Annotated in this window: 14 protein-coding genes, 1 tRNA gene and 2 pseudogenes; 5 read left to right on the forward strand and 12 right to left on the reverse strand. The window is 45.6% G+C overall.

Annotated features, from left to right (window positions below; all coding sequences use genetic code 11):
- Nucleotides 1-1123: pseudogene (locus J7529_RS23140) on the reverse strand (IS701 family transposase); the annotation flags it as partial.
- A 173-nt stretch (nt 1124-1296) separates the two neighbouring features.
- Here J7529_RS23140 and J7529_RS23145 point away from each other — a divergent pair.
- Together J7529_RS23145 and J7529_RS23150 are read left to right on the forward strand one after the other, a co-directional pair.
- Nucleotides 1297-1474 (forward strand): annotated as a pseudogene (locus J7529_RS23145) (transposase); the annotation flags it as partial.
- A 455-nt stretch (nt 1475-1929) separates the two neighbouring features.
- Nucleotides 1930-2154: a hypothetical protein gene (locus tag J7529_RS23150; RefSeq protein WP_318730942.1), complete on the forward strand. Its 225-nt coding sequence runs from the start codon at nt 1930-1932 to the stop codon at nt 2152-2154.
- Between the two features lie 175 nt (nt 2155-2329).
- Here J7529_RS23150 and dxs read toward each other — a convergent pair whose 3' ends face one another.
- Nucleotides 2330-4240 (reverse strand): 1-deoxy-D-xylulose-5-phosphate synthase, encoded by a 1911-nt coding sequence (gene dxs, locus J7529_RS23155; protein WP_318730943.1) that lies wholly within the window; start codon nt 4238-4240, stop codon nt 2330-2332.
- Between the two features lie 148 nt (nt 4241-4388).
- On the opposite strand from dxs, the gene J7529_RS23160 reads away from it, so the two are divergent.
- Nucleotides 4389-5009 carry a hypothetical protein gene (locus J7529_RS23160; protein ID WP_318730944.1) on the forward strand — a complete coding sequence of 207 codons (621 nt, stop codon included), beginning with the start codon at nt 4389-4391 and terminating at the stop codon, nt 5007-5009.
- 125 nt (nt 5010-5134) lie between these two features.
- Nucleotides 5135-5461, forward strand: coding sequence for an antibiotic biosynthesis monooxygenase (locus tag J7529_RS23165; protein WP_271937849.1), 327 nt, complete (start codon nt 5135-5137; stop codon nt 5459-5461).
- Between the two features lie 138 nt (nt 5462-5599).
- Here J7529_RS23165 and psb32 read toward each other — a convergent pair whose 3' ends face one another.
- The 6 genes from psb32 to J7529_RS23195 all read right to left on the reverse strand — a co-directional run bounded on the left by psb32 (nt 5600) and on the right by J7529_RS23195 (nt 9333).
- The gene (psb32, locus tag J7529_RS23170; RefSeq protein WP_318730946.1) at nt 5600-6283 is read right to left on the reverse strand and encodes a photosystem II repair protein Psb32; all 684 of its coding nucleotides are present in this window, start codon (nt 6281-6283) and stop codon (nt 5600-5602) included.
- Nucleotides 6284-6373: 90 nt separating this feature from the next.
- Nucleotides 6374-6850: a universal stress protein gene (locus tag J7529_RS23175; protein ID WP_318730947.1), complete on the reverse strand. Its 477-nt coding sequence runs from the start codon at nt 6848-6850 to the stop codon at nt 6374-6376.
- 258 nt (nt 6851-7108) lie between these two features.
- Nucleotides 7109-7297, reverse strand: a complete 189-nt coding sequence (locus tag J7529_RS23180) for a hypothetical protein (protein WP_271937836.1) — start codon at nt 7295-7297, stop codon at nt 7109-7111.
- 67 nt (nt 7298-7364) lie between these two features.
- The gene (locus tag J7529_RS23185) at nt 7365-8579 is read right to left on the reverse strand and encodes an aminotransferase class V-fold PLP-dependent enzyme (RefSeq protein WP_318730948.1); all 1215 of its coding nucleotides are present in this window, start codon (nt 8577-8579) and stop codon (nt 7365-7367) included.
- 28 nt (nt 8580-8607) lie between these two features.
- Nucleotides 8608-8679: transfer RNA gene (locus J7529_RS23190), tRNA-Asn, on the reverse strand.
- Nucleotides 8680-8781: 102 nt separating this feature from the next.
- Complete coding sequence (locus J7529_RS23195; RefSeq protein ID WP_271937839.1) at nt 8782-9333, reverse strand: NYN domain-containing protein; 552 nt, start codon at nt 9331-9333, stop codon at nt 8782-8784.
- 260 nt (nt 9334-9593) lie between these two features.
- Between J7529_RS23195 and J7529_RS23200 the strand changes: the two genes are divergently transcribed.
- Complete coding sequence (locus J7529_RS23200; RefSeq protein ID WP_271937841.1) at nt 9594-10049, forward strand: hypothetical protein; 456 nt, start codon at nt 9594-9596, stop codon at nt 10047-10049.
- Nucleotides 10050-10147: 98 nt separating this feature from the next.
- Here J7529_RS23200 and J7529_RS23205 read toward each other — a convergent pair whose 3' ends face one another.
- From J7529_RS23205 to J7529_RS23220, 4 genes are all read right to left on the reverse strand, one after another.
- Nucleotides 10148-10351 carry a hypothetical protein gene (locus J7529_RS23205; RefSeq protein ID WP_271937842.1) on the reverse strand — a complete coding sequence of 68 codons (204 nt, stop codon included), beginning with the start codon at nt 10349-10351 and terminating at the stop codon, nt 10148-10150.
- A 69-nt stretch (nt 10352-10420) separates the two neighbouring features.
- Entirely contained in the window at nt 10421-11017 is a 597-nt protein-coding gene (locus tag J7529_RS23210; protein WP_318730949.1) for a L,D-transpeptidase, read from the reverse strand.
- Between the two features lie 103 nt (nt 11018-11120).
- Nucleotides 11121-11810, reverse strand: coding sequence for an energy-coupling factor ABC transporter ATP-binding protein (locus tag J7529_RS23215; protein WP_271937846.1), 690 nt, complete (start codon nt 11808-11810; stop codon nt 11121-11123).
- A complete protein-coding gene (locus J7529_RS23220; protein ID WP_271937847.1) occupies nt 11810-12079 on the reverse strand; it encodes a hypothetical protein in 270 nt (89 codons plus the stop codon). Before J7529_RS23220 ends, J7529_RS23215 begins: the two co-directional genes overlap by 1 nt.
- Nucleotides 12080-12407: the final 328 nt, after the last annotated feature.

Below are 12407 nucleotides of genomic sequence, written 5' to 3' on the forward strand. Positions count from 1 at the left end.
ATTTAGGACTTTTTGAATTCTGGGATTCTGAACTATTTAACAACAAAAACGGTTGACTATTCAAGCTAATCATTAGATATGCGCTCAGGATCATCTCCCACCATTTTTCAATCTGGGTATATTGGGTTAATCTATAATCTGTCCAGCCTAATTCTTGTTTACATTGTCTAAATCCATATTCTACCCAGATTCTCATACCATAAAGATTACCAATTGTCTTTTTCATTTGATTTCTTGTCTCTTGAATATTGGTCATTACCCAAGAAGTTGAGTTTTCGGGCAGGGTAGAAGTGTCCGTAGTTATTTGCCAATATGTTCTCTTTCTTCGCTGACCAAATATAATCTCTCTAATGTAACTCTCTTCTGATCTTTCATCGCTAAATATTCTCTTGAATTTGTACTACCTATTCTCCCTAACCCTTTCCTTACTTGGCATTAGGACTGCATGATTACTCCTAATTGATACAATATACTCTAAGTTATGCTCCTCTAATTTCCTCACAAATTGGCTTCCTTCGCCATAGAGACTATCTGCCAATACTCGTTTCATCTTAAAGCCATAATTCCTGAGTTCATCGATCATCTCCGATGCGATTTCAATCTTACTTTTGTAAATCTCTCCTTTCTTTAATGTCCCTTCAGGCTTAAACACTTTACACAGGAGAGGAAAGGTGATATTTTTATAGAGTCTATAGGCATTGACAGATACCATACCTCGATCTATTTTTCCCACACTTCCTAAGTATTGCCGAGCCACATAGTCAGTCTTTTTTCCTTTTTTTCTGTCTCCGGTTTCATCAATTATCACGGTGATTTCTTCCTCCTTTAAGGCTTCTCGGGTTTTTCTTAATCTCCGAGATCTTAATTCCTTGACACACCCTGGGGAATTGGCTATAAAATGGTGTAGTGATTGAGAAGAGTTTATGCCAACTACTTTAGCAATTTCTGGAAAGGACTTTCTTTTGATTGGAGAAATAATTCCTAAATGTAAGTATTTAAAATATTCATAACTTCTCACGTCACTAAACATCTCTTGATAAAAGTCACCATATTGATCGACCACCGAAACCGTGGTTTCCGGCGTTCTCGGCAAATGTTTTAAGATCTGTAATTCTACATCCATTGCTGTGTCTTCCTTTCAGCTATTGAGCTTCTACATTATTCTATCTTAATTCTCGGAGAGTGACAGAAGAGGGATATAGCGTTTCTCTCTTCTATGAGGTACAGCTTGAAGCCTTAGAACCTAAGCCATACAAGCTATTGCCTATTGCCTATTCCCTAGCGCGAAGCGCTATAGTGCCAGTGACTTATTTACTTTTGGATGGTCACTTTGGCAATAATAATGCTTTACCAATGACTCGACAAGTTAACTTACATTTGATTTCTAAATTACGCTATGATTCGGCCCTGTATCTACCTTACAAAAATCCGACACCTGAACGCAAGTGTCGGCGCAAATATGGGAAAAAACTTAACATTTGCCAAATCCCTAATAGCTTTCTCAAAAACAGCCATTGGTCAGGAGATCTCCGAAATGATTTCCCCCGCTCTGCTATCCTCAAGGGGGAAGTCCGCATGAGGGAGAACACCTTAACCCTACAAGAACATCAATTTTTAATCACAGCCAATGACCAGGATATCCAGAAATTGCGCTATTTTGCCCTCAGTTCCTATCCTTCCGTAGGAGTACAAGTCAGGTTAGCCGGAGAAAGTCAGGAGTTAGGCGTAGGACTCGATCCAGACTACCCTGTACAAACCCTAATCCCTAGTTGGCTCAGTCGTTATCTTACCCCCGATGAAATTACGGCCGCCTTGTCATTTTGTGCCGCAGTGATTGGGTTTTTATTGCCCTATTTGTTTACCCCATCTTCAGAGAACTAGGGTGTTGATTACCTATAATTAAAGAATCAGGTCTCTCGCCTTAATCCCATGTCAAAATCCCAAGAAAAGCGCAAGGGATGCGGATGCTTCAGTATTCCCATTTCTGTAATTATCCTCTGTTTAGGACTAGGCTATGGGTTATTTACGCAACGACACCGTTTACCCCAATTGCTTAACAATCCAGAAATCGACAGCATTTTATTATTTTCCTTGGAAAAACCAGATAAATTTGTAACAATTTATCATGAGTTGGTCGCAGGGAATAAGGAATAGGGAGTGGTTAGAAACGGCGGTTAGAAACCGGATTTCTCCCCACAGATGGCACCTGCGATGGAGAAGAGCTAGAAACCCGGTTTCTTTGTAGTCTCGCGATCGCCACAGACATAATATAGCAGTGAAAGTGAGAGTTAAGACCTGTTCTGTTCTCCCTGTTCCTTGTTCCCTAAGATTAAGCGTTTACGGGGGTGGGTTGCTTTTGGAAAAAGCGATCGCGGATCGAGTCTGCCATTTGTGCTGGCATTAATCCTAAAGCAGTTTTCGACTCATCCGGTTTGGCATGATCCACGAGGATATCGGGGACACCCAAACGCTGAACAGGAACGACGATATTGGCATCCATCAGCGCTTCTACAATACCAGAACCAAAACCGCCGATTAAGCTGCCTTCTTCTAGAGTGGCGACGCGACCAATTTTCTCGGCTAACGGTAGAATCAACTCCGTATCTAAGGGTTTAGCAAAGCGAGCATTGACCACCGTCGTTTCTACACCATGTTCGCTCAACAGTTCAGCCACCTGGAGGGCAGGATGCACCATAGAACCATAGGCAACCAGGAGTAAATCGTCACCATTGCGCAAGATTTCCCCTTTACCAATGTCCAAAGGTTCCCACCCTTCTTCCATTAAGGGGACACCATAACCATTACCGCGAGGATAGCGCATAGCGATCGGGCCATCGGTATAATCAATACCGGTAACGATCATCCGTTGCAGTTCGCCCTCATCTTTGGGAGCCATCAGCACCAAATTGGGTAAACAGCGCAAATAGGAGATATCATACATTCCTTGGTGAGTGGGCCCATCTGCACCAACAATTCCCGCCCGGTCTAAACAGAAGAAGACGGGGAGTTTCTGGATACAGACATCATGAATGACTTGGTCATAGCCCCGTTGCAGGAAGGTCGAATAAATGGCAGCAACTGGCCGCATTCCTTCGCAAGCTAAACCCGCAGCCAGGGTAACAGCATGTTGTTCGGCAATGCCGACATCAATATATTGATCGGGTAATTTGGCATGGAGTTTATCCAAACCGGTTCCCGTCGCCATGGCTGCGGTAATACCGATAATCTTGGGGTTATTTTCCGCCAGTTGAGTGAGGGTATGGGCAAAGACTTTGGAATAAGAGGGGGGTTTGGGCTTACTGGAAGGAATAGCCTTACCGGTGGTTAAGTTAAAGGGACTTTGGGCATGATAGCCGACTTGATCGTTTTCGGCGATCGCATATCCTTTTCCTTTAGTGGTCGCCACATGCACTAACACCGGTCCCTCAATTTGGTGCGCTTGCTCAAACGTAGTAATCAAGTCCTGTAAATCGTGGCCATCTACCGGCCCCATATAAGTAAAGCCCAATTCCTCAATGACTGCACCGACTTTAGAGACAGCCAAGCGCTTCATCCCTTCCTTCACCCGTTCCATCTCTGGTGTAAAGGTCTCACCAAAGAAGGGAATATGCTTAAACTGCTCTTCTAAGTTATCTGCAAAAAACTGCATCGGCGGACTGAGGCGCATTTTATTCAGATACCGGGAAATTGCCCCCACATTTGGAGAAATGGACATTTCATTATCATTTAAGATCACCAACAGACGAGTATGGGGCAAATGTCCCGCATGGTTAATCGCTTCTAGAGCCATGCCTCCAGTGAGCGAGCCATCCCCAATAATGGCAGCCACCTTATAATTTTCGCCTTTCCTATCCCGTGCCAAAGCCATTCCTAAAGCCGCAGAAATGCTCGTAGAAGCGTGTCCAGCACCAAAATGGTCAAATTTGCTCTCGCAGCGCTTCAAATAGCCTGCAATGCCATCTTTTTGCCGTAGGGTATGAAAATCATTGTAGCGTCCCGTAATCATTTTATGGGGATAGGCTTGGTGACCCACATCCCAAACCACTTTATCATGGTCAAGATCCAGGGTTTGATAAAGTGCTAAGGTCAGTTCAACCACCCCTAAACCCGGGCCTAAATGACCTCCTGTCGCTGCGATCGTTTGCAGATGCTTTTCTCGGATTTGACGTGCAACTTGTTCCAATTGGGCGATCGACAGGCCATGCAATTGGTTGGGATGAGTGAGTTCACTTAAATGCATAGGTAAGGTGTCCTCATTTTTTCATAAACTTAGTTTTCCATACCTTATCCACTGTAAGTTATTAGAGTGCAGTTGTAGCCTCTAATAACTTACAGTAATAATTAGGAACCACTGCTCGCCCTATTGTTTTTTGTGAGGAGTTGTAAGGATGTCTAATCCTAAATTTCGTCTAACTTCTGCCTTAAATCCTTTGATGGGTGGGGTTTTGCTTGCTGCGTTCAGTGCTGTATTGGTGCCACCCCAAGCGGCGATCGCCCGTAATGCCTTTCGCACTTGTGATTATGAGTTAGCCCAGATGGGGATTTCTCCTGAAGATCGTTCTAGAGCTTGTGGCACTGCCTTATATCCAAAAGATATTTCTGGATGTGTCGTGGGAATTGTCAATCGAAATGAGGACATCAATCCCTTAGAAGCCTTGTCTACCTGTCGCCAAGTGCGCCGCCCCTTAGATTTGGCCAGTTGTGTCACTGATATTAATCACATCGACGAATCCGATCTGATCGCTAGTACGGTACTAGAGACTTGTCGGCGTGCCCTTTTACCCCGACGGTTTGCCCAATGTGTAGTCGGAATGGATCGGGAGATGGACTTAAGCACCCAAGAGGTAATGACTCATTGTATTGAAGCGAGAGATCAACCGAGAGGATTTTATCCGGATTTATCCAATGTTGGGCAACCTTTAGCTCCCACTCCCGGAGCGCCTCCCCCCCTACAACCGATTCCTGGAATTGAACCTAATTTAGATCAATTGGGTATACCCAGCCGATAGGGAATAGGGAATCGGAACTCTCAGCGTCTCGGTGTCTGGAGCGTCTCCCATTCCCCCATCCTCCCCAAGCTATGGCAAACTATATAACGGCAACTAAGCGATCGCGTGAGGATGTGAGAGCAACCATGAGTGAATTTTTAGATTATCTCAAACCCAACTATAAATATGCTTATGTGGCAACGGGGGAATTTAAGCCAGGTAAGTTTGCTGAGGCACGAGAATTGTATGAAGAGGCGATCGCTACCTATAGCGAGGGATTTGAGGGAGCCTACTTGCTACAAGAACCGGGAAGTGACCGAGGAATTGCGGTAATCTTCTGGGATCATATTGAGGATATGGAAGCCAATAAGAGTGAGGCAAACGAAAAGATTTTACACAAGATGCTACCGTTGTTTGTTCAACCTCCGGTAACCACCTTTTATGAAGTCTGTAGTGAAATTAAGCCTAAATAGAGGCAGGATGTGGGGGAGAACAATTTTCCTCTCCTACCGCTACAGCATAGAAAAGGAGAGTTAGGATATTGTCTATTGCCTATTGCCTGAAACAATAACCTCTAACTGTCCTAACTCACTCCTTCTCTGCTATACATCCTATGAATACAACCAGAAATAGGTCACCATGGGAATCACAGTTGCCAGAATCAGCAACACAACCACCCAAACCATAGCGTTAGAGTTCTTGGTTTCTTCTGCCGAAGCAAACGTACTTTCTGCTTGAATCGTGTCTTCAACTACGGGAGGGCCGGGATCGGGATTACCAGATAGAATAGCGGTTAAGCGATCGCCTGCGCCTAAAAAGGCTCGATTGTAGCGATCTCCACTGCGCAACGGCACTTGCACCGTTTCGCTCGACACACTCTCAGCCATCTCATCAGACAACAGATCCTGCGTTCCCTCTCCTGTCTGAATGGCCGAATTATTGGTCACTACATCCAACACCAATAACACTTGATTACGTTGTTCCTCTACAGTAGGAAACCACTGTTCAAACAAATCATGGGTAAAGCTATCAATCGTTTCCCCATAATCTAAACGACGAATCGTTACCAAGCGCACCTCATTCCCTGTTTCTTCAGATAGTTCACTGAACTGTTTACTGAGTTTTCCTTCATTTAAGCGACTAATCACATCCGCTTGATCGACTATCCAAGTCGCCTCTCCTGCCTCCACCACAGGCATTTGATAAACCCCCGTAGCTTCTGCCAGTTGCGGATTCATCCACCACAGAAACAGAGTCAAAATACTGATTAATAATCCCCGAACTGTTGTTTTCATTATTAAATATTGCCTCATTAAAATCCTATCTATCATTTTCATACAATTGATCCAAGGAAAGAGCAAAACCCGGTTTTTCCTATTTCCTACTCACGGATGTACTAAATACACCGAACAGGGAACATGATGAATCACATAATTACTCACACTACCTAAAAACCATTGCGTTAGATTCGAGCGTCCCCGCCGTCCCATCACCACTAAATCTGCATTCCAAGACTGAGCAAGATCGCAGATAACGCGCCCTGGATTACCATAAGTTTGGGTTAATTCCGTTTCAAGGCCGGCTTGAATGGCTCGATCTTCAAAGGTTTTGAGTAACTCTAAGCTCTCTTGTTCAAATTTGGCCCATTGATCGTGATAGGATTTCACCCAATCCATACTCAACTGCCCTTCAATCCCTAAACTCATGATCCGAGGATCGGAAGGACTATCAGAGGATTGACTGGATAATACATGTAGCAACATTAACCGAGCCGAATAGGCCTGAGTCAAGACTAAAGTGTGTTCAAAAATGGTATGACTGGTTGGGCTGCGATCGAGGGCAACAAGAATTCGGGATACCATGAGCAATCGTTAATAGATAATAGGTAATGGGTAATGGGCTATCTCCACGTCCCCGCATCTGGAGTATTTTCCCATTCCCAAGCCCCCACCGTCTAGGGAAGGCGAGTGATCCATTGCACAAATAAAGCTCCAATAGTCAGAGTAACAGCAGTTTGTAGTAAATAAATAATTGTCCAGCGTAAAACTTGAGGAATCCCCATGAGCATGACCTCCAAGGTTAATGTAGGGTACAGGGATCGATCTCACCCTAAAGTTGGTTTAACGAAGGGATTGATGGGTTGATAAGGAGGTTTTTTCATAAGTGGTCTCACTGGTGGGTTGAAATGCACTCTGGGAGGACAAAGTTGCGATCCCTATCCGTAACACGGTTGATAGAGTCACTACGACCATTAAGCTCAGGGTGGCTGTCGGCAGAAGGGAGATGAGTTGGGGTTTCTTTCTTTTCATCAGAGGTACTCATCAATTCCAGTGAGAGGCTTGAGCCTAGGTTACTGGAGGGAGGAAAAGAAATGCATCACCCATTAGTATCACCCAGTTGGGTGAATTGAGGATGATGGAGAGTGGATAGGAGGGCGATCGCCAAGTTCTGGTAATCAGCCTCGGTATTATAGACTTGGGCGCACACTCTCAGCAACCGATGGGGAATTTCCGGAAAGGCCATGATAGCGACTTCGATATGGCTCTCTTGGGAGAGATGGTTATAGAGGGGAAAAGCGGCACCATCAGGTAAGGGAAGCGAAACCATCGAACCGAGACAAGATTCTGGGAGATTGCAAGTAATGTTGAGAGCTTCACACAGCAAACTTTTAGCGCTCATAATCCTTTGATGATTCTGTTGCATGAGCGCACTCCATCCCCCTGGAAATTGGGTTGCTATAAAATCGATCGCTGTGGGGATGCAGAGATAGGGGGTAAAGTCTTGGGTTCCTGTCCAATCAAATTCTAAATGAAATCGAGAGCGATCGCTACGGGTCGAATTGGCTCCGTGACTAATACTCAGGGGACGAATCCCATCTTGTTGCTCAGGTTTAACATACAAAAATCCCGCACCTTTGGGGGTAAAGAGCCATTTATGACAGTTGCCACTGTAATAGGTTGCCTCTAATTTTTCGAGGTTAAGAGGAATTTGACCGGGAGCATGAGCGCCATCCACAAGCAATTCTATGCCCTGGGTTTTCAGAGTTTTGCCCAGGGTTTGAATCGGGAAAATTAAGCCGGTCATACTGGCAATATGGTCGATTAGGACTAACCGAGTTTTAGGGGTAACGGCTGCTAAGATGCGATCGGCAATATCTTGCTCATTTTCTGGAGGAAAGGGAATGGAAACCACCACGATTTTAGCCCCAGTCCGATGAGCCACAAACTCTAGAGCATTCCGACAGGCGTTATATTCATGATTGGTTGTCAGCAGTTCATCCCCAGCAGCAAAGGGAAGTGAACGTAATACGGTGTTTACTCCAGTCGTCGCATTGGGAATTAAGGCTAAGTTTGAAGGGTTTGCTCCTAAAAATTGGGCTAATCGGTTCCGCGCTTGGTCTAGAAGTGCTTCTAGCTCATGCATGATAAACCCGGTGGGATTTTGTTCTAGGTGTTCCCTTAACTGGGTTTGTCGCTCTAATACAGGGCGCGGACAAGCGCCAAATGCTCCATGGTTCAGGTAAGTGCGGTTGGGATCGAGTGTCCACCACTGCTTCCAAGGAGAGACTTCCTGAGTGCCCGTTGCATTCATGGGTTAAAAAAGGGTTGATTTGCTTAAACTCCCCAGGCCGGATTCGAACCAGCGACCAATCGGTTAACAGCCGACCGCTCTACCACTGAGCTACTGAGGATCACAGTTTCTTAATGTAGCGCTAAGACTAGGGGTTTGTCAAGGGGTTAATCCAACTTTTTTTGGAGGCGATCGCAATTACGATAGGTTGCACGATTACAGTCTAAGACGGTAAGCCCATACGCCAAGCCGCTAAACGCTTTTGTGCTGAGGCATCCAGCCCACGGAACACAGAAGAACGAGAGACTTTTTTCTCTGTTTTCCGTTGGTCGCGCAGACCCTTTTGACTGTTACTGACATCATGGGCTAACCGACTCGCTGACATCCATTCCGCTCCATATCCTACCACCGTCATTTGTTGAGCGCGATCGGAAGTGGCCACAATCAGGCGCTTTTGATATTTTTCAATCGAGCGACTAAACTTAGCACAAGCGATCTCAATATAAGAATCCGCTGTTTGGCCAAAATTGGTGTAATGGACACAAACTTGATTGGTAATCTTTTCCTGATGACTGGGAGTGTGTTTGAGATGAGCATCAAACACAATCCGGGTATCATAGCCTCGGAACGAACCGTAGTTAGTCAATACTTCAATCAGTTGTTCGCGGGCAACGTCTAGTCCTTGGCGATCGCGGGTTGCTTGCAAATCGCTCCAAGCACCAATAATGTTATAACCATCAACAAATAAAATAGCGGTAGTTCTGGGTCGAGACATGGGTCTGGATCGTCAATTTTCAGTTCCGGATTTGAGCATATTAAGATAGTATAGTGGCATGATGCTGGAATAGTCCTGCTTAAATAAGGGTCTATAACCCCTCAATCCTTTATGGAGTAAGGGTTTGGTAGATTTAATATTAAATGCAAGAACTGAAGCCAGAATCACTGTCAATCCAGACGGATGAAACCCTCAGTCAGTTCCTTTAGGAATCTTTTCTGAGAGTTTTTCCAATTAGTAACCGTGAAGGAGTGAAACGGATGAACAAAATAGCAGCCTTCATTGGTGCGTCATTCATTCTCCTAATGCCAGGACAAGCCTCTTGGGCAGAAGAAGCCCAAGCAGACGGTCGTCCGGTTTGTGAAGCCGCTCAAAAACTTGCCCAAAGTCCTGAAGGCGCAGAACAAACCATTCGCGGCATTGTTCGGAGTATCGTTGGCGATATGGTCACCCTAGAATTAGCCGACGGTGAAGTACGTACCGTATATCTTGACCGCAGAGAACGAGGATTCATCGGTAACATTTTAGGAGCTGATGTGGTGGTTACTCCCGTTTTCTGTAACCGAGTTTCTCTTTATCGGGAAGCCCCACCGCCCGCTAGAGCCTTTACTATTCCTGCCCTGCCGCCCCCGGCTCCCCCACCGAGTCTTCCTCCCCTCCAGCCCCCGCCGCCTCCACCACCTCCCCCCGCTCCGTTATTACCTCAAACCTGGTAACCGGCTACTGGTATGGATTAATTGGAAGATTTTTCAACCTAAAGAACAAAAGCGAGGTGTTTTCTGCCTCGCTTTTTGTATGCCTTGTAGAAAGAGGGTTATTGTCCTGCGCTTAAAATTTCTGCTGCTGTCAAGTTCAGATCGGGAAAAGTCAGAGAAGTGATGGGGAGATCGCCTCTAAGAAGCTGAATATCATACTCTCCATCAATCAGTTCATAGCGTTTATCACTGCCATAGCAGGCTAGAAACTCATCAAAGTTGAGTGGCCTCTGTTTTATCGGTAGGTCAATCGCAAGAGTCATTTCAAATCAAAATTACATGATCTAGGGGCGAAAAATTTTTCGCCCCTACAAGATACTCTAATTTTAGAGTTACGGTTCAACAATGACTCGGGTTCCCAGTTCCACTTTTTCATAAAGGGCAATCACATCCTTGTTAAACATACGCACACAGCCATGGGAAACATTGTGACCAATGGAATCGGGATTATTCGTTCCATGAAAACCAACTTGAGTTTTTCCATCTGTCCAAAAGCCAACCCATCGGGGGCCAAGGGGATTATCGGGACCAGGGCCGATTTTGTTTCCTGTCCATAGGCTTAAAAAGACCGGATCGACTTCCTTGTTAAACACTTCAAAGTCACCAGTGGGGGTTTCCCATCCCTCTTTACCCACAGCTACGGGATAGCTAGCCAGTTCTTCATCTCCTTTATAAACATAAACTCGCCGTTCTCCGAGTCTCAGAACCAGATGCACTGGAGTTTGACCAGGCAGATATTTTGCCGCTTCTCCCAGAGCCGGTACTTTGGGTGGGTCTTGAATTAAGGGCAGTTCACTCAGAAGGGGAATCGATTCAGAGCTTAGGGGAACTTCTCCTTCTAGAGCCTGAGTCGGTTGCATGAGTAAGGGAGAGAGAAGCCCTAAGCTAATTAGGGTTAACGGATGGATAGCTGAGAGTCTGGTTTTCATAAAGTGTTGCCTGACTTAATGCTGTAAGGTTAATCGATGGGAATTTTTACGGGGTTCAGTTACCGAAAATTGTAATGGGTAGATCGGAAAATTTCACCCTCGTTTAAGAATTCAGATGGGTGGCCATCAAGCGATTTCTGAGTCGCTGAGGGTTTCCTTGGTCAACCACTTGGCCTTGGTCGAGCAAAAAAGCGCCATGACAATGGTCGAGTTCGTCAAGTCGATGGGTAACCCACAGGGCAGTTAAGCCCCGTTGAATGACCAGGTTTTTGACTTGAATCACCAATTCGAGTTGGGCTTCTCGGTCTAGGAGGGCACTGGGTTCATCTAGGAGCAGAACTTTACAGTGACGGGCGATCGCTCCAGCAATGGCGATCCTTTGTTTTTGGCCGCCACTGAGAGCGTAGATAGGCCGTCGTTTGAGATGAACCAGGTTGACGGCTTCCAAGGCTTCGTCAACCCGTTCTTGGACTTCCTGGATCGGTAATTTTTCTTCTACTAAACCAAAGGCAATGTCGGCTCCTACGGTAGGCATCACCAGTTGATGATCTGGATTTTGAAACACAAATCCGACTGGAGATTCGAGATTGATCTGACCAGACTGAGGATCAAGGAGTCCCGCTAGAGTTCGCAGAAGGGTCGATTTACCACTCCCATTGGTTCCCAGAAGCATCCAAAATTCTCCTTGAGGAACTTCTAAGGAACAGGCTTTGAGGACGGATTGGCCGGAGGGCCAATCAAAGGAAAGATTCTGAACGTCAATTCCAGGAGGATTAGGGATAGCTCCAGTCATTATTGAGTGACGGCGAAGAATCCAGGCGGTCTACCCGAAGCGGCTGTGGTTCCGGTTTTCTCTGCTTTTTGGACAGCGGTGATTTCGCTGCTGAGAAGGGCGACTATTTTTTCGGTTTGGCGATCGCACTTCAGTTCAATCACTTCAGATTCGGAAGAGCGCATGGCTTCTAGAATCTGGGTATAGAGTCCTTGAGCGTCTTCTTCTGATTTGCGCTCGACAGACAGAGGAATGGGATTATTCCTTAAAACAACATCAATCACATACATAAGGCGGTTTTGTGAAGCAAGAATTTGACTTAGTCTAACTCTAAGTATCTCAGATTCTCCAGATTTTCCCATCTTTACCGCTGGTGATGTTGAGGTCAAGATTGAAAAATCAATCGTTTCCCTTATAATTAGGTAAAGAATCGTAAACTAGACCGGCCAAAAGAGTCATTTTCTGCTTAGAGCAGTTTGCTCAAACGTCAGCTAGGACGCGATCGCAATGATTATGAAAATTTTGGAGAACATCACTTTATGACAATCGCAGTCGGACGCGCGCCCAGCGACAGAGGGTGGTTTGATGCCCTCGACGACTGGCTAAAGCGCGATCGCT

Origin of the sequence: Roseofilum sp. Guam (genome assembly GCF_017746735.1) — a bacterium.
In the GTDB taxonomy this organism is placed as follows: domain Bacteria; phylum Cyanobacteriota; class Cyanobacteriia; order Cyanobacteriales; family Desertifilaceae; genus Roseofilum; species Roseofilum reptotaenium.